Source organism: Pararhizobium polonicum (assembly GCF_001687365.1).
GTDB lineage: Bacteria > Pseudomonadota > Alphaproteobacteria > Rhizobiales > Rhizobiaceae > Pararhizobium > Pararhizobium polonicum.
The window spans coordinates 43,350-65,391 of the sequence record NZ_LGLV01000021.1; the positions used below are offsets into that span (position 1 = coordinate 43,350).

The window sequence follows — 22,042 nt, forward strand, 5'->3', positions numbered from 1 at the left end:
GAACTGAACCGACAGGACCGCCTACCGGGCGGCCCGGGGTGTTTCCTGCGCGGAAACGTTTGGAGGAGGAAGAAACATGAAAAAGTTTATGATCGCAGCGCTGGCTGCGTCGCTGTCGCTTGGCGTTTCGTTTACGGCGATGGCTGCCGACAAGATCGGTGTCGTCGTCAAGATCGGCGGTATCCCGTGGTTCAATGCCATGGATGCCGGGATCAAGGAGCAGGGCGCCAAGCTCGGTCTCGATGCCTTCATGGTCGGCCCGACCAGCGCCGATCCGGCGCTTCAGGTGCGCGCCATCGAGGACCTGATCGCGCAAGGGGTCAAGGTCATCGGTGTCGTGCCCAACGATGCCAAGGTGCTTGAGCCGGTGCTGGCCAAGGCCAAGGCCGCGGGCATCTTCGTCATCACCCATGAATCGCCGAGCCAGAAGGGCGCCGACTGGAATTTCGAGCTGGCCTCTTCGACCGGCTTCGGCGAAGCCCATGGCAAGCTGCTGGCGGAGAAAATGGGCGGCAAGGGCGAATATGCCGTGTTCGTCGGCTCGCTCACCGTTCCCCTGCACAACGCCTGGGCCGATGCGGCGATCGCCTATATCAAGGCCAACTATCCCGACATGACGCTGGTCGGCGAACGCTATGGCGTGGCCGAAGATGTCGACAAGAGCCGCTCGACCGCGCTCGATCTGATCTCGGCGCATCCGGGGATCAAGGGCTTTCTTGCTTTCGGCAGCCAGGGGCCGATCGGTGCCGGACGCGCGGTGGAAGAACGCCGCAAGACCGGCGAGATCTTCGTGCTCGGTCCTTTCTCGCCCGGACAGGGCCAGAAGCTGATCAAGTCCGGCGCGATTTCCGGCGGCTTCATGTGGAATCCGAAACAGTCCGGCGAAGTTTTCGTCACCCTGGCCGATCGGCTGATCAAGGGTGAGAGCGTCAAGGACGGCGACGATATTCCCGGTCTCGGCGTGATCAAGCCTGTCGGCAACGACATCATCGTCGATCAGTTGCTGCCGATCAACAAGGACACGGTGGACGAGCTTGCGGCCATGGGCCTGTAAGCGTCCGCCGAACGCGTTCTCCCGGGGCTGCTGGGCTGGTTTCGGCCGGCTCGGCGGTGCCCCGGGATTTCCATAGACGAGCTTTTCACAGGTTGGTGCGATGACTGGACGTGCGAGCGTGGACAGCGGCCGAAAGCCGCTTCTGTCCCTGCGCAACATCAATATGACCTTCGGCGGCGTCAGGGCGCTGAAGGATGTCGGCTTCGACGTCCTGCCCGGCGAGGTGCATTGCCTGGCCGGTGAAAACGGTTCCGGCAAGAGCACGCTGATCAAGATCATCACCGGCGTCTACCGCCCGCAGGACGGCGCGGTCATCGAATTCGACGGACAGACCTATTCGCATATGTCGCCGGTCACCGCCCAGAATGCCGGTATCCAGGTAATCTGGCAGGATCTCGCCCTGTTTCCGGAAATGACGGTGGCCGAAAACATCGCGTTCCAGACATTGCTCGGCCGCCGGCCGCGTTTCGTCAACTATTCCAGCATGCGCAAGACGGCGGAAAAGGCGCTGGCGCGGCTCGGCGTGACGCTCGATGTCGACCGGCCGCTGAAGGATTATCCGATCGCCCAGCGCCAGATCGTGGCGATCGCACGCGCCCTTGTCGGCGAGGCGAGGCTGGTCTTCATGGATGAGCCGACCGCATCGCTGACGCAATCGGAAACCGACCATCTGCTCGATATCGTGCGCACGCTGTCAGCCTCCGGCGTCGCCGTGGTGTTCGTCAGCCACCGGCTGGCCGAGGTACTGGAGATTTCGAGCCGGCTGACGGTTCTGCGTGACGGCGCGCTCGTCGGTGTCTATTCGACCGGGGGCATGACCCAGTCGCGCATCACCGAACTGATGACCGGCAAGACCTTCGACCAGACCATCCGCATCCGCGATGTCAGCGCCAATCCGGTGGTGCTGGAAGTGGAGGGGCTCAGCCTGCCCGGCCAGTTCGAGGGTATCGCCTTGACCGTGCGGCGCGGCGAGACGTTGGGGATTACCGGGCTCTTGGGGGCAGGGCGCACCGAACTGGCGCTGTCGCTGTTCGGCATGCTGAAGCCGCGATCCGGCACTGTAAAGCTTGAGGGGAAACCGGTCCGTTTTTCGTCCAACCGCGATGCCATTGCCGCCGGTGTCGCCTATCTGTCCGAGGACCGGCTGTCTCTCGGCCTCATCCAGCCGCAGTCGATCGCCGACAATCTGGTGATCGCGTCGCTCGACCGCATCACCTCCGGCGGGCTGTTGTCCGACAGCCGCAAGCGGGATCTCGTCGCCCAGTGGATCGCCGATCTCGGCGTCAAGATTGGCCAGCAGGGCGATGCGATCTCTACGCTTTCAGGCGGCAACCAGCAGCGCATCGCCATTGCCAAATGGCTGGCGACCGATCCGAAGCTGCTCATTCTCGATGCGCCGACCGTTGGTGTCGATGTCGGCGCACGTGCCGGCATCTTCGAGATCGTTGCAAAACTTGCCGACAGCGGCCTTGCGATCATCCTGATCTCCGACGAGGTGCCGGAAGTCTATTTCAATGCCGACCGCGTGCTGCACATGGCGCAGGGGCGTGTGGTCAATCAGTTCACGCCGGCGGCCTGCTCGCTCGCGGATATCGAGGCAGCCGTCTATGCGTAAGGTCGTTCAATCCCACGCGACAGAATTTGCGCTGCTCGCGGTCATCGCGGTCATCAGCCTATTCCTGTCGATCGCCACCGACCGGTTCTTTTCGCTCGGCAATGCGTTCGATCTGCTCAACACCAGCTCCGTCAACATCATCTTCGCCGTTGGCCTGCTGGTGGTGCTGATTGCCGGCGGCATCGATATCTCGTTCGCAGTCGCCGCTTCGGTCGTCCAATACGTTGCTGCGATCCTGCTGGGGTGGATGAGCGGCGGCGGGTGGATCAGCGGATTGCTGATCGCCGGTACGCTCGGCATCCTGCTCGGTGCCGTCAACGCCTTCCTGATCCACCGGTTCCGGATCATCTCGATTGTTGCGACCATCGCCACCTTCAACATCTATTTCGGCCTCTTGATGTTCTTCACCCGCGGCGTGTCGATCTACAATCTGCCGGACTGGCTGACCTCGCGCGTCGTGCTGTTCGAGCATGAAATGGCCGATGGCAGCTGGATCGAGATCACCCTGCCGGTGCTGGTGATGCTCATCTGCGTGGTCGCCACCTGGGTCTTCATCACCCGCACGACGACGGGGCGGCAGCTCTATGCCTTTGGCGACAATCCGGAAGGGGCGCGGCGTTTCGGCATCAATATCGGCGCCATGCAGTTCATTGCCTTCGGCTGGCTCGGCATGATGGCCGGGATCGGTGGCCTGGTGCAGGCGCATTATGCGCAGGAAGTCGTCCCCAATGCGCTCTACGGCCGCGAACTGGATGTGCTGGCCGCCGTGGTGCTGGGCGGCGCGCGGCTTGGCGGCGGCAAGGGATCGGTGCTCGGCTGCGTGCTTGGCGTGCTGTTGATCTCGATCACCCAGAACGGGCTCAATCTGGCGGGTGTCTCGCCCTATGCCTTCAAGATGATCGTCGGCGCCATCATTCTCGTCGCCATCACGCTGTCCAACACCAGCATCGAAAAGCTGCTGCCGTTCATGCGCCAGGAGGAGGGCCGCCAATGACCGCAATCCTCAATCGTATCAAGACGGCGCTCGGACCCGATATGGCCGGACCGGGATTTGCGCTGATCGCCGTGCTGATCGTTTTCAGCCTCGCATCGCCGCAATTTCTCAGCCGCGCCACCTTCGGCTCGGTTGCCTTCCAGCTGCCGGAACTGGGGCTTCTGACCCTTGCCATGCTGTTGCCGGTGCTGACCGGGGGGCTCAACCTTGCCATCACCTTCACCGCCAATATCGCCGGGCTGACCACGGCCTGGGTGCTGCAGCAGCATGGCGGCGCGGATGCGGGGCCTTTCGCCTTTTTTCTTGGCGCTCTGCTCGGCATCGGCGTTGGCGCGCTCAGCGGCGTGGTGATGGGACTGGTGATTGCCTATACACGCGCCCATCCGATCCTTGTCTCTCTATCGATGATGATCTTCCTGCGCGGGCTCGGCGAATTCCTGACGCGCGGTGGCGATGTCTCGGGCTTCCCGGCTTTTCTTCAGCCGCTCGGCCACGGCAGCATTCTCGGCTTTCCGGTACCGCTGATGGTCCTCATCGGCTGCGTGCTGATCTGGCACCTGCTGCTGACCCGGATGAAGCTCGGTTTCAACACTTATATGATCGGCTCGAACATCGAGGCGGCGCGCTATTCCGGCGTCAACACGCGCAAGACCCTGGTGCTGGTCTATACGCTGTCGGGCGCGATGTGCGCGATCGCCGGCATCATCATGCTGGCCCGGTTCAATTCGGTGCGCGTCGGCCATGGGGAATCCTACCTGCTGATCACCGTGCTCGCCTGCTTTCTCGGCGGCGTCAATCCGTTCGGCGGTTTCGGCCGGGTCATTCCCGTCTTCGTCGCGCTGGTCGTTCTGCAGCTTCTGGCGTCCGGGCTCAACCTGATGGGGGCCAACCAGCATCTGGCGACGGCCGTCTGGGGCATTCTGCTCATTACCGTGATGATCCTGCGCTTTGCCGCGGGCCAGTTCACATTTCTCAAACGAAAAAAAGGATAAGGCTATGCAGGGTTTTGGTGTTCATACCAGCATGTGGACCATGAACTGGGACCGCGAAGGGGCGGAAAAGGCGATTGCCGCCGCCGTCAAATACGAGATGGATTTCATCGAGATCGCGCTTTTGAACGCGCCGGCGGTGGATGCGGAGCATAGCCGCAAGCTTCTCGAGAAACACAAGCTGCGCTCTGTCTGCTCGCTCGGACTGCCGGAGCATGCCTGGGCCTCGGTGCATCCAGAAAAGGCCGTCGACTATCTGAAGGTCGCCATCGACAAGACGGCGGACATGGGGGGTGAGGCCCTGTCCGGGGTGATCTTCGGCGGCATCGGCGAACGCACCGGCGTTCCGCCGAGCGAGAAGGAATATGACAATATCGCCCGGGCCCTGCAGGCGGCGTCGAAACACGCAAGGACGCGCGGCATCCAGCTGGGTATCGAGGCGGTCAATCGTTACGAGACCCATCTGATCAATACGGCCGCCCAAGCGGTTAATCTGATCGAGCGCGTCGGTGCCGACAATGTCTTCGTGCACCTCGACACCTATCACATGAACATCGAGGAAAAGGGTGCCGCCAACGGCATTCTCGAGGCGCGCGAGCATCTGAAATATATCCATCTGTCCGAAAGCGACCGGGGCACGCCGGGCTACGGCAATATTCCGTGGGACGCAATCTACGCGGCGCTGGCGGCGATCGGCTTCAAGGGCGGCCTTGCCATGGAAAGCTTCATCAACATGCCACCGGAGGTGGCCTATGGGCTCGCCGTCTGGCGTCCGGTGGCCAGGGACGAGGCGGAAGTGATGGGCAACGGCCTGCCGTTCCTGCGCAACAAGGCGCGGCAATACGGTTTGATCTGACGATCAGGGCTGTTCCCGCATCGGTGGGAACAGCCGCACATGCGGGTTGGATTCGGGATGCGGACATGACGGAAGGGCACGGGAGAGATCGAGCGGACGGTGGGCAGCCTGCGACCGTCGCCGTTCTCGATGTCGGCAAGACCAATGTGAAGCTCAACGCCGTCACGGCGGCCGGGACCATTCTCGAAACTTTGTCCGTTCCCAATCCGGTGTTGCGGCAGGGGCCGTGGCGGCATCATGACCTGAATGCGCTGAGCGGCTGGGTGTTTGACACGCTTGCCGGACTTTGCAGACGCCATCCGCTATCGACGTTCGTGTCGTCCGGCCACGGCTCCGGCGGCGTGCTGGTCGGCCCCGATCCCGACGATGGTGATGGAACTGCCCTGCCGATGATCGATTACGAGCAGGCTTTGCCGGAAGATATCCGCACTCGCTACCTGCCGCTGTCCGGCTCCTTCCTCGATCGCGGCAGCGCCATGATGCATGGCGCCACCCATCACGCGCGGCAGATGTTCTGGATGCAGCAGGCGGCACCTGAAGCATTTTCGAGGGCGCGCTGGTTTCTCGGCGTTCCGCAATATTGGGCCTGGCGGCTGTCGGGTGTGGCGGTTTCGGAGGCAACCGTTCTGGGGGCGCAGTCGCATCTGTGGAATGTCGCGGAGAAACGCTGGTCGCCGATCGTCGGCGCGCAGGGCTGGGAAAACCTGCTGCCGCCTTTCGCCAGGGCGTGGGAGGCAATCGGGACCATCCGACCGGTTCTGGCCGAACGCTATGGCCTGCCCGCAGACATGCGGGTGCTGGCCGGCATTCATGACAGCAGCGCCAATTTCTACCGCTATCAGGCAGCCGGATTTCACGATGCGACGGTGGTCTCCACCGGCACATGGATCGTCGCGCTCAGCGGCAAGACGCCGCTTTCCCGGCTGGACGAACACCGGGGAATGTCCTGCAACAGCGATGTGCACGGCCGGCCCGTGGGCGGCGCGCTGACCATGGGCGGACGGGAATTCAGCCATATCATCGGCCGTGACGATGCCCCGCTCGATACGGACGCAGCGCTCATCAGCCGGATGATTGCGCAGGGCACGATGGCGCTGCCGTCCTTCGGCGATGACGACGGGCTGTTTCCCGGCAGCGCCGGCAAGGGGCGGATCATCGGCCCCCGGCCGGTGGATGCGACTGAGCGCAAGGCGCTGGCGGTTCTCTATACGGCGCTGCTGACGGTCGAATGTCTTGATGCGCTGGACAGCCGCGGCCGGGTTATTCTCGACGGCAGTTTCCTGCGCGATCCGCTCTATGCGGCGCTGGTCGCAGCCCTGCGGCCGCAGGGCGATACGGTTGCCAATCTGGATGCCTATGGCGTTGCAGCCGGTACGGCGCTTCTCGCCAGCCACGGGATCCGGCCGGCCCGCGCGGCGATCGCTTTGGAAAAGCCGCCGGTTTTTCATCATCCACCGGGCGAGCTTGCCGCCTATGCAGAGCGCTGGAAGGCCGCGGCCAGGCGATCTTCAACGACGCATTTCCATTCACTTCATGAAAGGTCCATCACATGAGCGACACTCTGACTGACACTGCGGCGCTGCGCCGCGACATGGTCGATATCTGCCGGCGGATGAATTCGAGCGGCATCAACCAGGGGACGGCCGGCAATCTGTCGGTGCGCACCGGCAGCGGATTCCTGGTCACGCCATCGTCGCTGCCTTACGACACGATGACGCCGGACGATCTGGTGGAGATGGATTTCGATGGCACCTATGTGGGCCGCAGGCCGTCGTCGGAATGGCGGTTCCACCGCGATATCCTCAAGAACCGCACGGATATCAATGTCGTGCTGCATTGCCATTCAATCTATGCGACGACGCTTGCCTGCCATCACAAGACCATTCCGAGCTTTCACTATATGACCGGCATCGCCGGAGGAACGACGATCCGCTGCGCCGAATATGCCACCTTCGGCACGCAGGCGCTGTCGGACCACGCGCTGGTGGCGCTCAAGGACCGGCTCGCCTGCCTGCTCGGCCAGCATGGCCAGATCTCGCTCGGCAAGACATTGGAATCGGCGCTGTGGCTGGCGATCGAGATCGAGACCCTGTCGCGCATGTATGTGCAGGCCCTGACGCTGGGCGAGCCGCCGGTGCTGCCCGACGATGAGATGGCGCGGGTGATCGAGCAGATGCGCAAGATGAGCTATGGCCATGCGCCGGATGCGGAAGGGATCAGCGATGTTGCCCGGCCCAAGGCCGCCGCGTCCTGAAACGGGCGGCGGATACAGGCCCTTGATGGCCTGCCGGAACGATCAGCTGGCGTTGTTGGCCGACTTCTCGATGGTCTCCCAGTTCTTGTCCATCGCATAGGTGGGCGACAGGAACGGGATGCCCAGATGGCCGAACCGGATGGACAGCTGCCTTTCGGCGGTGTCCTCGTTTGCCTTGGTAATCTGGTAGAGGTAGAGCGCCGAGGCAAGGCCGGTGCGGTCCGATCCGGATTTGCAATGGATGAGGATGGGCTTGGGCGCGTCGCGCAACAGGGCGACGAGCTTTTGCGATTGGTCCGGCGAAAGCTCTTTCCATGCCGACATCCTGAAATCGATATGCTCGATGCCAAGCGTCGTTGCTGCCGCGACCTCGTCCTTGTACCAGGCCGCGTCTTCGCCGTTGCCACGCAGGTTGACGATGGTTTTGATACCGTAGCGCTGCGCATAATCGGCGACCCGAGCGGCCGTCGGCTGGTTGGAACGGTAGAGTTCGCCGGGCACGACGGCGTAGAAATTGCCGGTCGCCTGAATGGCCAGCAGATAGGCGCCGAGCGCCAGCAAAGCGGCGCAGACCGTCAGCCCGCCAAATTTCAGAACCTTGAACAGCATGAAGATGAAACCTCGTTTATCGAGGCCAAACTGATGGTCCCGGCTGACAACAGCCTGAACGTCAAGGCGCTGCCGGCGGCGGCCGCGCCATGCCGATAGTCCGGGCGGATGGTCTATCTCAGAAGCAGGCGCCGGGTTCTCCGCCATTCCCGGTCATCAATTCCCAGATTTCGTGAAATATATTTCAAGATATGAATTATATTGACACGGCTTTGTCTTTACCGTTAGCTGTCCTCATCGGAACTCGAGGAGGAGTTCCGGTCTTCATTGGATCATCGGTCGTCCGCCAGGGCGCCACCGGATATTTGGGAGGGGCTTCGGCCTCGAGGAGGAATCTTGCGCAATTTTCTAAGCACGACCGCATTGGCGGTCCTTGCATCGACGCTTTTTGCCGGCGTTGCCAGTGCCGAAACGGACAATCCGTTCCGCTGCAAGCCGGGCGAGAAATATGTCATGAACGTCATGGTGTCCGGCGTCGAATACTGGTTCCCGGTCTATGAGATGTTCAAGCAGGCCGGTCAGCAGCTCGGCTGCGAGACCGCCTATACCGGCACCCCGGAATATGACGTCAACAAGCAGATCGCCACCTTCGACCAGGCACTGGCGCAGAACCCGGCCGGCATTCTTGTCCACCCGATGAACTCCGACCCGTTCATCGAGCCGATCAACCGGGCGATCGACCAGGGCACGGCTGTGGTGACTTTCGCAGCCGATGCGCCGCTCTCCAAGCGCATCTCGTTCATCACCTCGGACAATACCCGCGAAGGCACCTATGCCGCCGACGCGATTGCCGAAAAGATGGGTGGCAAGGGCGAGTACGCAGTGCTGGAAAACCCGGGCCAGGACAATCACGACAAGCGCATCGCCGCCTTCATCGCCCGTATGACGGAAAAATACCCGGACATGAAGCTGGTCGGCCGCGCTGCTTCCAACCAGGATCCGACCAAGGCCTATCAGGCGCTTTCGAGCCTCGTCCAGGCCAATCCGAACCTCGGGGCTGTGTTCATGCCGGAAGCCAACTCGGCCATCGGCGCATCGCAGGCCAACAAGGAAAACGGCGGCAAGATCCTTGTCATGTGTGCCGACGTCAATGCCAACATTCTCGACATGATCAAGGCGGGCGAAGTGTTCGGCTCGATCAACCCGAACCAGGGTATGCAGGGTTACATGGGCTTCATGCTGCTGTGGCTTGCCAAGCATCCGGAACTGATCGATCCGATGAACGACGCCAAGCGCGCCGGCTTCAACCCGATGAGCATTCCGTTCGTCGACAACGGCCTGTCGATCGTCACCGCTGACAATGCCGACGACTTCTACTGGGACAAGTACCTGAAGCGGCGGGGCACGAAGGGCATCGAGGAGTAAGCCTTTTGTGCCGGCTGTCCGGGGTGTGGAGCCCCGGACAGCCACCGCAAGTGTTAAGGAGGAGACAATCATGGCGCCGGTGCCGGTTCTGGAAATCCGCAATGTCAGCAAGCACTTCGGTGCCGTGAAGGCGTTGACGGACGTGAGCTTCAGCCTGGAAAAGGGCGAGGTTCATGCGCTGTGCGGTGAAAACGGCGCGGGCAAGTCGACGCTGATGAACATCATTGCCGGCGTACTGCAGCCGAGCGAGGGGGAGATCCTCGTCGATGGCGTGCCGGTGAAGGTGACATCGCCGGCCGTGGCGCAATCGCTCGGGCTTGGGCTGGTGCATCAGGAGATCGCGCTTTGCCCCGATGCGACCGTGGCGGAAAACATGTTCATGGCGGCAACCAACCGCCGCCGCTCGCCTTTCATGAACTATGGCAGGCTGGAGCGGGACGCGCAGGCGGTGATGAACCGGCTGGCGCCGATCGACGTGCGCCGGAAAGTGGCCGAACTGCCGATTTCCAGCCAGCAACTGGTCGAGATCGCCAAGGCGCTGACGCTCGATTGCCGCGTGCTGATCTTCGATGAACCGACGGCGGCGCTGACGGAATCCGAGACGCAGGTGCTGTTCGGCATCATCCGCGATCTGAAGGCTCAAGGGATCTCGATCATCTATATCAGCCATCGTATGGCCGAAATTTTCAGCCTGTGCGACCGGGTGACGGTATTTCGCGACGGACGCTATGTCTCGACGGAGAAGGTGGCGGACCTGACGCCGGACGACGTGGTGCGCCGCATGGTCGGACGGGAGATTACCCAGCTCTATCCGGAAAAACAGGCGATGGCGGAGCGCACCGACGAGACCATTCTCAGCGTCCGTAATCTCGGCGACGGCAGCCGTTTCCGGAATGTCAGTTTTGAATTGCGCCAGGGCGAAATTCTGGGTGTCGGCGGGCTGATCGGCTCGGGCCGGACGGAGATCGCCGAAGGCATTTGCGGATTGCGTGCGGTGACGCAAGGCGAGGTGCAACTGCATGGGCAACGGCTGCGGGCCCGGTCCTACGCGCAGGCCGTAAAGGCGGGCGTCGTCTATCTTTCGGAGGATCGCAAGGGTTCCGGCGTCTTTTTGGAGCTGTCCATTGCCCAGAATATTGCCGTTCTCGATCTGAAGTCGCTGACCGGGCCGCTGGGCCTGTTGAATTCCAAGGCCGAGGCGGACCGTGCCCGGGATCTGACGAAGCGGCTCGGGGTGCGGATGGGCGGCATCGATATGCCTGTCTCGTCTCTATCGGGCGGTAACCAGCAGAAGGTGGCGATTGCCAAGCAGCTGGCGGTCAACCCCAAGGTCATCCTGATGGATGAGCCGACGCGCGGCATCGATGTCGGCGCCAAATCGGAAATTCACCGGCTGCTGCGTGATCTCGCGCGCTCCGGCATCGGCATTGTGGTGATTTCCTCGGAACTGCCGGAGCTTCTCGGTCTCTGCGACCGGGTGCTGGTGATCCGCGAAGGCACGGTTGCCGGCGAAGTCGAGGGCGAGGCGATGACGGAAGAGGCGATCATGCGGCTTGCTTCCGGCATCGGCGGCCACAACAATTCAAAGGCATCAGAGCATGCCGCATAAAGAAGAAGCAGGGGCAGGAGATACGGTGATGGCAGATGCGACATTGACAACGGCACATCAGGCACGGGCGCCCGGCTGGAAGAGGCTGGGGACGCTGCGCGAGGCGGGGCTGATCGCGATCATCCTGGCGCTCTGCATCGTCATGAGCTTTGCCTCGCCCCATTTCCTGACGCTCGGCAATTTCCGGGCGATGCTGATGTCCTTTTCGGTAGAAGGCATCGTCGTCGTTGGCATGACCATCCTGCTCATCGTCGGCGGTATTGATCTCTCGGTCGGTTCGGTCGTCTGCTTCTCGATGGTGCTGTCGGGCTCGCTGTTCCTGATGGGGCTCGACCCCTGGAGCGCCTCCTTGATCGGCATCATCGCCAGCGGCCTGATCGGCTGCGTCATGGGCTTCTTCGTGACGGTGGTGGGGCTCAACCACTTCATCACGTCGCTGGCGGCAATGGTGATCGTGCGGGGCATCTGCCTGATCATCACCAAGGGCACGCCGCTGTCGCTGTTCACCTTGCCGCCCTCATTCAAGGCGGTCGGGCAGGGCACGTTCCATGGCATTCCCTATGTGATCCTGATTTTCGTCGCCGTCGTCGTGCTGTTCGATTTCCTGCTGCGCCGGGCAACGGCCTTTCGCAAGGTGTTCTACACCGGCAGCAACGAGAAGGCGGCGCTCTATTCCGGCATCAAGACCAATCAGGTGAAATTCTGGGTGACGGTGCTCTGCGCCACGCTGTCGGGTGTTGCCGGCGTCATCTACATGTCCCGCTTCGGCGCGGCGACACCCACCTTCGGTGTCGGCATGGAGCTCAACATCATTGCGGCGGCCGTGATCGGAGGGGCCTCGCTGAATGGCGGTTCCGGCACGATCCTGGGTGCAATTCTCGGTATCGCTCTGCTCTCGGTCGTGACAAGCTCGTTGATCCTGCTCGACGTCTCCGTCTATTGGCAGGATATGATCAAAGGCTGCATTCTGCTCGCTGCCGTCTCGATCGACCATTTCCTGCACAAGCGGAAGGCTGCCTGACATGTCGCCCCATCGGCCGATAGCCAAACCCAGAATTGTCACTCCGCCGCGCGAGGAAATCGTTATCGCCCGGCAGATGCACCAGGCGCTGGTCCTGCATTTTCTCGAAGGCCTGACGCAGGCGCAGATCGCCGATCAGCTCGGCATCTCGCACGCCACCGTCAACCGGCTGATCAAGCGCGGCCGCCAGCTCGGGCTTGTTGAGATCAAGATCAAGTCGCCGGTCGAGCCGCTGGTCGATATGGAGGAGCGGCTTCTGGCGCTCGGCGGCATCGGCCGCGCCGTCGTGGTGCCGACCGTGTCCGACAATCCGCAGACGGCGCTTCAGGCGGTCGGTGAAGCGGCAGCAAGGTTGCTTTTGGAAGAGATCGTCGACGGCGACACGATCTGCATTACCGGCGGCAAGGGTGTCAGCGCCGTGGTTGCCGGCCTGCAGGCGCAGCGGCGCTTCGGCGTCGAGGTTATTCCGGCGACCGGCTGCGTGCAGGGCAAGCACTATACCGACGTCAACCATGTCGCGACATTGATGGCCGACCGGCTGGGCGGCCGCTCCTATCAGATCCATGCGCCGCTGTTTGCCGACAGTGCGGCCGAACGCGGCATGCTGATCAACATGCGCTCGGTCGCCGATGTCTTCCAGCGGGCACGGGAGGCGAAGGTGGCGGTGGTCGGCATCGGCTCGATCCTGTCGGACGACTCGAGTTACTACGACCTGCACCCGTCATCGAGCACCGATCGCGCCGCAATCGAGCGCTCCGGAGCTTCCTGCGAACTGTTGGCGCATCTGCTCGACGATCAGGGCCGGGTCTGCGACTACAGCCTCAACCGTTCGCTGGTGTCGCTGACGCTTCCCGAGTTCGCCTCGATCCCGACGAAGATCGGTGTGGCGAGCGGACCGGCCAAAGCAGGACCGATCCTCAGCGTCCTGCGGGGCAATCATCTGGATACGCTGGTGACCGACGAGGCGACGGGTGCGCGCGTGCTGGCATTGGCGAATGGCGAAGGAAAATGGGCATGAGCGGGCAACAATTGACACGTGAGATCGGCAACTCCGGCGTTTCCGCCTCGGCGGTCGGGCTCGGCACCTGGGCGATCGGCGGCTGGATGTGGGGCGGGACGGATGAAAACGAGTCCATCGCTGCGATCCAGGCCTCGCTCGAGGCCGGCGTGACGCTGATCGACACGGCACCGGCCTATGGGCTGGGGCGCTCCGAGGAGATTGTCGGCAAGGCGCTGGCCGGGCGACGCGACAAGGCTGTGATCGCCACCAAATGCGGCCTTGTCTGGCATACGCAGAAGGGCCGGCATTTCTTCGATCAGGACGGCAAGCCGGTGCACCGCTATCTCGGCCGCGATGCGATCCTGCACGAGGTCGAGGAAAGCCTGAGACGGCTCGGCACCGACCATATCGATCTCTACATCACCCATTGGCAGGACCCGACGACACCGGTCGAGGAGACGATGCGGGCGCTGGAAGACCTGCGCACATCCGGCAAGATCCGGGCGATCGGGGCGAGCAATGTCAGCCGCGAGGAGCTTGATGCCTATATTGCGGTTGGTGGTCTCGATGCGATCCAGGAGCGGTTTAGCATGATCGACCGGGAGATCGAGGTGGATCTCCTGCCGCTGACCCGAGCCAACGGCATTGCGACGCTCAGCTATTCGTCGCTGGCGCTGGGGCTTCTGTCCGGCACGATCGGTCCGGACCGGGTGTTTTCCGGCGACGACCAGCGCAAGGATAACCCGCGCTTTTCTGTGGGGAACCGGGAGAAGGCCACGGCCCTTGCCGACGCCATCCGGCCGGTCGCGGACAAACACGGTGCCAGCATTGCCCAGACCGTGATTGCCTGGACGCTGGCCCAGCCCGGCGTCACCTTTGCGCTCTGCGGCGCGCGCAATCCGGCACAGGCGATCGACAATGCGCGGGCCGGAACCATCCGGCTGGATGCGGCCGACCTTGCCGCCATCGATACGGCCATAGCGGCGAAACTGACTGATATGGACAGGTAGCGGATCGCCATCATGAAACGTGAAGAGATATTGGACGGGCTCCGCCAGAGCCCGAAGGTGGATGTGTGCGTCATCGGCGGCGGCATCAACGGCATCAGCGTCTTTCGGGAGCTGGCGCTGCAGGGGCTGAAGGTGCTGCTGGTCGAGAAGCACGACTATTGCTCCGGTGCCAGCTCGGCCCTGTCGCGCATGGTGCATGGCGGGCTTCGCTACCTGGAAAACGGCGAGTTCAAGCTGGTGCAGGAATCGCTGGTCGAGCGCGACCGGCTGTTGCGCAACGCGCCGCATTATGTCGCGCCGCTGCCGACGACGGTGCCGGTCTTCGATATCTTCACCGGCCTTGGCAATGGCATCGTCCGGTTCTTAGGGCTCAGCCGCCGCCCGAGCCGGCGCGGTGCTGTCGCCATCAAGGTGGGGCTCAGCATCTACGATTTCCTGACGCGCACGCGGGCACTGATGCCGCGCCACCAGTTTCGCGGCCGACGCACGACGCTGACCAAATGGCCGGCGCTCAATCCGGATATCAAGAGTTCCGCCACTTATTTCGACGCCTGGGTGAGCCATCCGGAGCGGCTCGGCATCGAACTCTTGCAGGATGGTCTTGCCGCGACCTTGGGGGCCGCGGCGCTGAATTATGCGGAACTGCACCGGATGGACGACGGCCGGTATCGCATCGAGGATCGCATCGGCGGCACCGTGGTTTTCGTCGAGCCGAAGCTGATCATCAATGCCACCGGCGGCTGGATCGACATTGCCAACGAAACCCTGTTTGCGCCGGAGATGCGGCCGGCACCGCTGATGGGCGGCACCAAGGGATCGCATCTGATCATCGACAATGACGCGCTGCGCGCGGCTCTCGCCGATCACATGATCTATTACGAGAACGAGGACGGGCGGATCTGTATCCTCTTTCCCTATCTCGGCAAGGTGCTGGTCGGCTCCACCGATATCCGCGTCGACGATCCCGAAAGCGTGCGCTGCGAGGCGGATGAACGCGATTACATCCTGCAATCGCTGGCCTTCGTGCTGCCGGATATCGCCATCCGGCCAGAGGACATTGTCTTTCAGTTTTCCGGTGTGCGGCCGCTGCCTGCCAGCACCGACAGTTTTACCGGCCGCATTCCGCGTGATCATTTCTGCACGGTCGTGGAGTCCAGGGACGGCGGGCCGCCGGTGCTGTGCATGATCGGCGGCAAGTGGACGACATTCCGGTCCTTCGGGGAAATGGCAGCGGATATGGCGCTGGAACGGCTTGGCAGGTCGCGCCGTGTCGGGACCGCGGAGCGGCCGATCGGCGGCGGGCGGGCGTTTCCCTCTGATCGGGCCGCATGGATATCGCATCTGGCCGCTGCGATCGGTCTGTCCACCGGGCGCGTGGCCACGCTTTTCGGTCGCTACGGCACGGATGCCGAAGCCGTTGCCGGCTTCATCACCGCGGGCCTTGATGCATCGATGCCGCATGCCGGTTACTCGGCGCGCGAATTGCAGTTCCTGATCCGGGTCGAAGCCGTCGAACATCTCGATGACCTGCTGTTGCGGCGCACGACGCTGGCCGTCTCGGGCGAACTCTCGCTCGATATGATGGACGCGGTGCTCGACCTTCTGGCGCAGGAAAAGCACTGGACACCGGCGCAGCGCGCCGGCGAGCGCGACCGTTTCCTCACCCTTCTCAACGAACGCCACGGCGTCGATGAACACATGCTTTCCGCAAGGAACGAACCAAGGAGCACAGAATGCGACACAACAGCAAAGTCCGGATGAACCGGCTGTTCGGCAATGGCCGCTGCCTCGACGTGGCGATCGATCACGGCGTCTGCAACGAGCCGTCTTTCCTCAACGGCCTGGAGGATATTCAGGCAGTGGTCAGATCGCTGGTTTCTGCCGGACCGGATGCGATCCAGATGAATTACGGCCAGGCGGATCTCTTGCAGGACGTGCCCGGCAAGGACAAGCCGGCGCTGGTGATGCGCATCGATATGGGCAATCCCTATAACCGCATTCGCCACCGCGACATGTGGGCGGTGCTGCAGAACGAGGCCGAGCCGCTGATCGGCGCGCTCGAGATGGATGCGGCCTGCGTCGTCGTCAACCTGTTCATGCTGCCGGACGAGCCGGACCTGTTTCGCCAGTGCGTGCAGAACATTTCCCGGGTGCGGGCCGATTGCGACAAATATGGCATGCCGCTGATGATCGAGCCGCTGGTGATGCAGCCGGTGACAGAGAAGGGTGGTTATATGGTCGATGGCGATGCCGACAAGATCGTCACGCTGACGCGGCTTGCCCGCGAGATGGGCGCCGATATCGTCAAGGCCGATCCGACCGACAATGCGGAGGATTTCCACCGGGTCGTGGAAGCGGCGCGCTGCCCGGTTCTGGTGCGCGGCGGCGGCAAGGAGGATCTGCGCGCCGTGTTCGACAAATCCGCGGCCTTGATGGGGCAGGGCGCAATGGGCATGGTCTACGGGCGCAACATCTATCAGCATGCCAATCCGAGTGCCGTGGTGCGCGGGCTGATGGCGATCATCCATGAGAACGCAAGCGGCGAAGAGGCTTTTGCGATTTATCAGCAGGGCTGATCGAGGCGAGGAGCGGGCGGCAAATTCAGAGCTCGCCGCCCCCTCATCCGGCCCCGCGGGCCACCTTCTCCCCGGCGGGGAGAAGAGGACATAAGGCCTGGGCTTTCTGCCCGAACCGCGCAAAACTGTCAGAACCTTGGGAGGGGTTCAGAATGAAGCAATATCTTTTGGGGCTCGATGCCGGAAACACCGTCATCAAGGCGGTGATTTTCGATCGGGCGGGCAACGAAATCGCCTATGCCTGCGAGGAGGGACACAGCCGCATGCCGAGCCCGGGGCATGTCGAGCGCGGGCTCGACGAGTTGTGGGCGAATGCGCGGCAGGTTATCCGCGCCTGCATCGAAAAGGCCAAGATCCAGCCGGAGGAGATCGCGGCGATCGGTTGCGCCGGGCATGGCAACGGCCTCTATGCGCTCGACCGCGACGGCGCTCCGCTGCTCGGCATTCAGTCGCTCGATACACGGGCGTCCGGGCTGGTGGATGAATGGCGGGAGCAGGGCGTCGGCGAGCGGACCTATCCGATTGCCCGCCAGCGTCCGTGGCCATCGCAGACGCCGACCTTGCTCGCCTGGCTGAAACGTCACCGGCCGGAGCAGTTCAGCCGCATCGGCACAGTGTTCTTCTCCAAGGATTTCATCGTCAACCGCCTGACCGGCGAGCGTGTCAGCGAAGTGTCCGACATGTCGGGTGCCGGTCTGCTGGATCTTGCAACCCGCCGCTACGACAGGGCGTTGATGGAGGCTTATGGTCTTGGCGATTGCATGGACCTCCTGCCACCGCTGATCGAAAGCGCCGATATCGCCGGCACAGTCACGGAAGAGGTGGCGGCGCAAACCGGGCTTGCCGCCGGTACGCCCGTGGTCGGCGGGCTGTTCGACGTCGTCGCCTCGGCGCTCGGCTCTGGCGTCACGCGCACCGGCAGCGCCTCGGTCATTGCCGGTACCTGGAGCATCAATCAGGTCATCATCGACAGTCCCGACCTCGAGGGACCGGTCTTCATGGCCTCGACTTTCGACCGCAGCCGCTACATGGCGATGGAAAACAGCGCTACCTCGGCTGCCAATCTCGAATGGCTAGTCAAGGAGTTCTTCGAAGGCGAGCATGCGGAGGGCGTCTCGCCCTTCGATGCCTGCTGTGCACTGGCAGGCGCAATCGAGCCTGCGGCGGACGATCCGCTCTACCATCCGTATCTCTACGGCGCCCAGCAGGACGGCCATGCGCGGGCCGGTTTCTACGGTATTGCCGGTTGGCACACCAAGGGGCATCTGGTTCGCGCGCTGCTCGAAGGCGTCGCCTTCGGCCACCGGGCGCATATCGAGACGATCCGCAATGCCGGTGCCGTCTTCAACGAAGCGGTGCTGTCGGGCGGCGGGTCGCGCAGCCTGATCTGGCCACAGATCTTCGCTGATGTGCTGGGGGTGCCGGTCTCCGTTGCACGGTCGCGTGAAACGGGCGCGCTGGGAGCAGCCATCGCGGCCGGGACCGGCGTCGGCATCTTCTCCGATTTCGGGGAGGGCGCGGCGGCGATGGTGCGCACGGAGCGGTTCTATCGCCCGGATATCTCGCTTGAGCGCCACTACGCCCGGCGATACGGTCTCTATCGGGATATCGCCGATGCCATGGCGCCGCTGTGGCGGCGTCTGACGGCGGAACCGGGAGCGGCCACTCATCACCAATCTTGACGGCCGCGATGAAAGTCTGACGAATGGCGGTTTCCAGATGCGCAGCGGGTCGCTGCGCGTCTTGTCAGACGATCTGTACGAAACGGCTGCGGCCGGTACCCGGAGGGATTGACAGGATGGCTACGCTTTTTCCCTTGCTGATCTTTTCGGCGGCGCTCGGTGCCGGCATCAATGCCGGCCTGTTCTTCATCTTCTCCGTCTGCATCATGGGCGCGCTCGGACGTCTACCCGCCGAGCAGGGCATCGCCGCCATGCAGGCGATCAACGTGGTGATCCTCAATCCGCTGTTCCTGCTGGTCTTCATGGGAACGGCGGTTCTGTCGCTGGTTCTTGTGGCCGGCGGGTTCGTCTATGGCGGCCCGGCGCGTCTGTATCTGATCGCCGGCGGGCTGCTTTTCCTTGCCGGCACGATGCTGGTGACGATGGTGTTCAACGTGCCGATGAACAATGCGCTTGAGGCGCTGCAACCCGGCAGCGAAGAGGCCACCCGCCTGTGGTCATCGACCTATCTTGTCGACTGGGTGCGGTGGAATCATCTGCGGACGCTGTCGTCCATCGGCGCGCTCGGCTGTTTCATCATGGCGTTTCGCGCAGCCTGACCGGCTGTATTAACCGATGGCGTTGGCCCGGGTCTTCAGGATGGCGGAAAACCGCGGGTCGAAGGCGCGGCTGATCGGTTCGGCGGCGGCTCCGAGCGCAACGGACCATGGATCGGTCATTCCCAGCTGCAGGCGCGGCGCGGACCGGTCCGGGCGGTCGGCGATCGACGGCAGCAGTGGAGGAATGGCCTCGAACAGCTTGCGGGTGAGGATCTCCGGCCCGCTGGAACACAGGATGACGGTCTGCGGATCGAAGATCGTCTCGATCAGCTGTACGCCCCAGCGCAATTCTTCAGCGGCGTCATCGATCCATGACGCAACCGCCGGATCGTCCTTGTTCACCAATACATTCAGCCGCTCATGCAGGCCCGGCTCGGCCGGATCGGCGCCGAGGTGCTGGTAGAGCGAGGCGAGCGAGGCGCGGTGTTCGAGCGACGCCTGCGCCGGGCGCCGGGCGCTGGGCGGCAAAAGCACCATGCCGATTTCGCCGGCATTGCCGTTGCCACCTGCGTAGAGTTCACCGTTGAGGATCAGCCCGGCGCCGATGCCGTAGCCGATATAGAGGCAGACGGCGTGATCGATGCCATGGGCGGCGCCGACCATGCGCTCGGCGGTGGCGCAGGCAGAGGCGTCGTTCTGCAGGGCGACTTCCAGTCCGGTTCCGGCGGCGAGCGTTTCCAGCAGGGGAAAATTCTGCCAGGCGGCCATCATCCACGGATCGTCATGATCGATGGCAAGGCCGAACGGCCCTGGCATGGCGACGCCGAGGCCGACAAGCCGCTTTTCCGCTTGGTCGGCGATGCCGGCAAGTTCGGTCCGGGTGTGTTCGATGAGGTCGAGAATGACCTTGGCGCCATGGGCGGGGCCACCCGGCGGCAGGTTCGCCTGGGCGCGCACCAAAACGGTGCCGACGAGATCGACAGCGATTGCGCGGGTGACGTGCCGGTCGATTTGCAGGCCGATGGCAAAGGCGCCGTCCGGGACCAGCCGGTAGGGGGTCGAGGGCTGGCCGCGGCCGTTGCGCACGGCTGCCAGCGACACCACCAGCCCATCCTGTTCCAGATCTTCGATGATGTTGGATACCGTCTGCTTGGTGAGCTTCGTCGCCCGGGCGAGATCGGCGCGCGACAGCTGTCCGTTCAGCCGCAGCGCATCGATCATGACGCGGCGGTTGTGGGCGCTCGTGCCTTCCTGATTGGTGCCGCTCTTGGCCCGGATCGGCCGCATCTCGTTCATCCCGCAAATTCCTCTTGACACTATTAGAATATTGAAGAAGAAATAAGTCAATGCAATTGACTTAATGAAGGAGCCGCAGAGCTCCAAGGGAACGAAACGGCCGGAGATCACTCCTAGTGGCCGTGCGAGACTTCGACAAGGCATGCCGGACACCGCTCTTGCGCGGTGTGCGGAACGGTGTGTGTCGCTGCACGCCGACTAGACGATCGCTGTCCATCACTGAGAGGGAAAGACATGTTGAAATCCAGACGCAATGCGCTGATCGGCGCCACCTTGATCGGTGCCTTCTTTGCCACCAACGCCTATGCCGAAACGACGCTCAACGCGTTGTTCATGGCGCAGGCCGCCTATAGCGAGGCGGATGTCCGCGCCATGACGGAGGCCTTTTCCAAGGCCAATCCGGACGTCAAGGTCAATCTCGAATTCGTGCCTTACGAAGGCCTGCACGACAAGACCGTGCTGGCGCAGGGATCGGGCGGGGGCTACGATGTGGTTCTGTTCGACGTGATCTGGCCGGCCGAATATGCCAGCAACAAGGTTCTGGTCGATGTTACCCCGCGCATCACCGAGGATATGAAGAAGGGTGTTCTGCCCGGCGCCTGGACGACGGTTCAGTATGACGGCGCCTCTTATGGCATGCCGTGGATCCTCGACACGAAATACCTGTTCTACAACAAGGAAATCCTCGAGAAGGCCGGCATCAAGACGCCGCCGAAGACCTGGGACGAGCTGGCCGAACAGGCCAAGACCATCAAGGACAAGGGCCTGCTCGCCACGCCGATCGCCTGGAGCTGGTCGCAGGCGGAAGCCGCGGTCTGCGATTACACCACGCTGGTCAGTGCCTATGGCGGCGATTTCCTCAAGGACGGCAAGCCCGACTTCCAGACCGGGGGCGGCCTCGATGCGCTGAAATACATGGTGTCGAGCTACACCTCCGGCATCTCCAACCCGAACTCCAAGGAATTCCTCGAAGAGGACGTCCGCAAGCTGTTCGAGAATGGCGAGGCCGCCTTCGCGCTGAACTGGACCTATATGTACAATCTCGCCAATGCCGGCCCGGACAGCAAGGTTGCCGGCAAGGTCGGTGTCGTGCCGGCGCCGGGCGTTGCCGGCAAGAGCGAGGTTTCGGCTGTGAACGGCTCGATGGGCCTCGGCATCACCGCGACCAGCAAGCATCCGGACGAAGCGTGGAACTACATCACCTTCATGACCTCGCAGGCGGTACAGAACCAGTATGCCAAGCTCAGCCTGCCGATCTGGGCATCGTCCTACGAGGACCCGGCCGTCAGCAAGGATCAGGAAGAGCTGATCGGTGCCGCCAAGCAATCGTTGGCAGCCATGTATCCGCGCCCGACGACGCCGAAATATCAGGAGCTTTCGGTGGCCTTGCAGCAGGCGATCCAGGAAGCGCTGCTCGGCCAGACCAGCCCGGAAGACGCGCTGAAGACCGCCGCCGAGAACAGCGGTCTCTAAAGCGCCGGGGTTCGCCCCTTCGCCTCCTATCCACCGATCTCCGGGCGGCGCCCTGCTGCCCGGACCCTTGCATCCCAGTTTGTTTTCAGGAAAAGTGACC

General features: G+C 63.0%; 19 protein-coding genes. 17 read left to right on the plus strand and 2 right to left on the minus strand.

Features of this window, described 5'->3' with window-relative positions; all coding sequences use genetic code 11:
- The first annotated feature begins 76 nt into the window (after nt 1–76).
- The 7 genes from ADU59_RS27555 (at nt 77) to ADU59_RS27585 (ending at nt 7,762) form a co-directional block, all read left to right on the plus strand.
- Nucleotides 77–1,054 (plus strand): autoinducer 2 ABC transporter substrate-binding protein, encoded by a 978-nt coding sequence (locus ADU59_RS27555; RefSeq protein ID WP_068958707.1) that lies wholly within the window; start codon nt 77–79, stop codon nt 1,052–1,054.
- Nucleotides 1,055–1,154: 100 nt separating this feature from the next.
- Nucleotides 1,155–2,669 (plus strand): sugar ABC transporter ATP-binding protein, encoded by a 1,515-nt coding sequence (locus tag ADU59_RS27560; RefSeq protein WP_068958710.1) that lies wholly within the window; start codon nt 1,155–1,157, stop codon nt 2,667–2,669.
- A complete protein-coding gene (locus tag ADU59_RS27565; protein ID WP_068958712.1) occupies nt 2,662–3,663 on the plus strand; it encodes an ABC transporter permease in 1,002 nt (333 codons plus the stop codon). The genes ADU59_RS27560 and ADU59_RS27565 overlap by 8 nt, the downstream gene beginning before the upstream one ends.
- On the plus strand, nt 3,660–4,655 hold the full coding sequence (locus ADU59_RS27570) for an ABC transporter permease (protein WP_068958714.1): 996 nt from the start codon (nt 3,660–3,662) through the stop codon (nt 4,653–4,655). The genes ADU59_RS27565 and ADU59_RS27570 overlap by 4 nt, the downstream gene beginning before the upstream one ends.
- A gap of 4 nt (nt 4,656–4,659) precedes the next feature.
- On the plus strand, nt 4,660–5,508 hold the full coding sequence (locus ADU59_RS27575) for a sugar phosphate isomerase/epimerase family protein (protein WP_068958716.1): 849 nt from the start codon (nt 4,660–4,662) through the stop codon (nt 5,506–5,508).
- Between the two features lie 65 nt (nt 5,509–5,573).
- On the plus strand, nt 5,574–7,061 hold the full coding sequence (locus ADU59_RS27580) for an FGGY-family carbohydrate kinase (RefSeq protein ID WP_068958718.1): 1,488 nt from the start codon (nt 5,574–5,576) through the stop codon (nt 7,059–7,061).
- Nucleotides 7,058–7,762: a class II aldolase/adducin family protein gene (locus tag ADU59_RS27585; protein WP_068958720.1), complete on the plus strand. Its 705-nt coding sequence runs from the start codon at nt 7,058–7,060 to the stop codon at nt 7,760–7,762. The genes ADU59_RS27580 and ADU59_RS27585 overlap by 4 nt, the downstream gene beginning before the upstream one ends.
- 42 nt (nt 7,763–7,804) lie before the next feature.
- On the opposite strand, the gene ADU59_RS27590 is transcribed toward ADU59_RS27585, so the two are convergent.
- Entirely contained in the window at nt 7,805–8,371 is a 567-nt protein-coding gene (locus ADU59_RS27590; RefSeq protein WP_068958837.1) for a dual specificity protein phosphatase family protein, read from the minus strand.
- 336 nt (nt 8,372–8,707) lie between these two features.
- Between ADU59_RS27590 and ADU59_RS27595 the strand changes: the two genes are divergently transcribed.
- The 9 genes from ADU59_RS27595 to ADU59_RS27635 all read left to right on the plus strand — a co-directional run bounded on the left by ADU59_RS27595 (nt 8,708) and on the right by ADU59_RS27635 (nt 19,233).
- Nucleotides 8,708–9,736: a substrate-binding domain-containing protein gene (locus ADU59_RS27595; protein WP_068958721.1), complete on the plus strand. Its 1,029-nt coding sequence runs from the start codon at nt 8,708–8,710 to the stop codon at nt 9,734–9,736.
- A gap of 70 nt (nt 9,737–9,806) precedes the next feature.
- On the plus strand, nt 9,807–11,345 hold the full coding sequence (locus tag ADU59_RS27600; RefSeq protein WP_068958723.1) for a sugar ABC transporter ATP-binding protein: 1,539 nt from the start codon (nt 9,807–9,809) through the stop codon (nt 11,343–11,345).
- Nucleotides 11,346–11,373: 28 nt separating this feature from the next.
- Nucleotides 11,374–12,366 (plus strand): ABC transporter permease, encoded by a 993-nt coding sequence (locus ADU59_RS27605; RefSeq protein ID WP_099050955.1) that lies wholly within the window; start codon nt 11,374–11,376, stop codon nt 12,364–12,366.
- A gap of 1 nt (nt 12,367) precedes the next feature.
- Entirely contained in the window at nt 12,368–13,384 is a 1,017-nt protein-coding gene (locus ADU59_RS27610) for a sugar-binding transcriptional regulator (RefSeq protein ID WP_068958727.1), read from the plus strand.
- A complete protein-coding gene (locus ADU59_RS27615; RefSeq protein ID WP_068958729.1) occupies nt 13,381–14,376 on the plus strand; it encodes an aldo/keto reductase in 996 nt (331 codons plus the stop codon). The genes ADU59_RS27610 and ADU59_RS27615 overlap by 4 nt, the downstream gene beginning before the upstream one ends.
- A gap of 12 nt (nt 14,377–14,388) precedes the next feature.
- Nucleotides 14,389–16,137 (plus strand): glycerol-3-phosphate dehydrogenase/oxidase, encoded by a 1,749-nt coding sequence (locus tag ADU59_RS27620; RefSeq protein ID WP_068958731.1) that lies wholly within the window; start codon nt 14,389–14,391, stop codon nt 16,135–16,137.
- The gene (locus ADU59_RS27625) at nt 16,110–16,952 is read left to right on the plus strand and encodes a class I fructose-bisphosphate aldolase (protein ID WP_068958733.1); all 843 of its coding nucleotides are present in this window, start codon (nt 16,110–16,112) and stop codon (nt 16,950–16,952) included. Before ADU59_RS27620 ends, ADU59_RS27625 begins: the two co-directional genes overlap by 28 nt.
- A 152-nt stretch (nt 16,953–17,104) precedes the next feature.
- On the plus strand, nt 17,105–18,634 hold the full coding sequence (locus ADU59_RS27630) for an FGGY-family carbohydrate kinase (protein ID WP_068958735.1): 1,530 nt from the start codon (nt 17,105–17,107) through the stop codon (nt 18,632–18,634).
- Nucleotides 18,635–18,750: 116 nt separating this feature from the next.
- Entirely contained in the window at nt 18,751–19,233 is a 483-nt protein-coding gene (locus ADU59_RS27635; protein ID WP_068958737.1) for an anthrone oxygenase family protein, read from the plus strand.
- Nucleotides 19,234–19,242: 9 nt separating this feature from the next.
- On the opposite strand, the gene ADU59_RS27640 is transcribed toward ADU59_RS27635, so the two are convergent.
- On the minus strand, nt 19,243–20,469 hold the full coding sequence (locus ADU59_RS27640; protein WP_068958740.1) for an ROK family transcriptional regulator: 1,227 nt from the start codon (nt 20,467–20,469) through the stop codon (nt 19,243–19,245).
- Between the two features lie 234 nt (nt 20,470–20,703).
- Between ADU59_RS27640 and ADU59_RS27645 the strand changes: the two genes are divergently transcribed.
- On the plus strand, nt 20,704–21,942 hold the full coding sequence (locus ADU59_RS27645; protein WP_068958742.1) for an extracellular solute-binding protein: 1,239 nt from the start codon (nt 20,704–20,706) through the stop codon (nt 21,940–21,942).
- The last annotated feature ends 100 nt before the right edge of the window (nt 21,943–22,042 follow it).

Excerpts from the sequence above, each read along its gene's own strand:
- ADU59_RS27625 (WP_068958733.1), top strand. The coding sequence starts at position 16,110 with ATGCGACACAACAGCAAAGTCCGGATGAACCGGCTGTTCGGCAATGGC.
- ADU59_RS27645 (WP_068958742.1), top strand. The coding sequence starts at position 20,704 with ATGTTGAAATCCAGACGCAATGCGCTGATCGGCGCCACCTTGATCGGT.
- ADU59_RS27635 (WP_068958737.1), top strand. The coding sequence starts at position 18,751 with ATGGCTACGCTTTTTCCCTTGCTGATCTTTTCGGCGGCGCTCGGTGCC.
- ADU59_RS27555 (WP_068958707.1), top strand. The coding sequence starts at position 77 with ATGAAAAAGTTTATGATCGCAGCGCTGGCTGCGTCGCTGTCGCTTGGC.
- ADU59_RS27610 (WP_068958727.1), top strand. The coding sequence starts at position 12,368 with ATGTCGCCCCATCGGCCGATAGCCAAACCCAGAATTGTCACTCCGCCG.
- ADU59_RS27575 (WP_068958716.1), top strand. The coding sequence starts at position 4,660 with ATGCAGGGTTTTGGTGTTCATACCAGCATGTGGACCATGAACTGGGAC.
- ADU59_RS27630 (WP_068958735.1), top strand. The coding sequence starts at position 17,105 with ATGAAGCAATATCTTTTGGGGCTCGATGCCGGAAACACCGTCATCAAG.
- ADU59_RS27605 (WP_099050955.1), top strand. The coding sequence starts at position 11,374 with ATGGCAGATGCGACATTGACAACGGCACATCAGGCACGGGCGCCCGGC.
- ADU59_RS27640 (WP_068958740.1), bottom strand. The coding sequence starts at position 20,469 with ATGAACGAGATGCGGCCGATCCGGGCCAAGAGCGGCACCAATCAGGAA.
- ADU59_RS27585 (WP_068958720.1), top strand. The coding sequence starts at position 7,058 with ATGAGCGACACTCTGACTGACACTGCGGCGCTGCGCCGCGACATGGTC.
- ADU59_RS27615 (WP_068958729.1), top strand. The coding sequence starts at position 13,381 with ATGAGCGGGCAACAATTGACACGTGAGATCGGCAACTCCGGCGTTTCC.
- ADU59_RS27560 (WP_068958710.1), top strand. The coding sequence starts at position 1,155 with ATGACTGGACGTGCGAGCGTGGACAGCGGCCGAAAGCCGCTTCTGTCC.
- ADU59_RS27570 (WP_068958714.1), top strand. The coding sequence starts at position 3,660 with ATGACCGCAATCCTCAATCGTATCAAGACGGCGCTCGGACCCGATATG.
- ADU59_RS27590 (WP_068958837.1), bottom strand. The coding sequence starts at position 8,371 with ATGCTGTTCAAGGTTCTGAAATTTGGCGGGCTGACGGTCTGCGCCGCT.
- ADU59_RS27620 (WP_068958731.1), top strand. The coding sequence starts at position 14,389 with ATGAAACGTGAAGAGATATTGGACGGGCTCCGCCAGAGCCCGAAGGTG.
- ADU59_RS27600 (WP_068958723.1), top strand. The coding sequence starts at position 9,807 with ATGGCGCCGGTGCCGGTTCTGGAAATCCGCAATGTCAGCAAGCACTTC.
- ADU59_RS27565 (WP_068958712.1), top strand. The coding sequence starts at position 2,662 with ATGCGTAAGGTCGTTCAATCCCACGCGACAGAATTTGCGCTGCTCGCG.
- ADU59_RS27580 (WP_068958718.1), top strand. The coding sequence starts at position 5,574 with ATGACGGAAGGGCACGGGAGAGATCGAGCGGACGGTGGGCAGCCTGCG.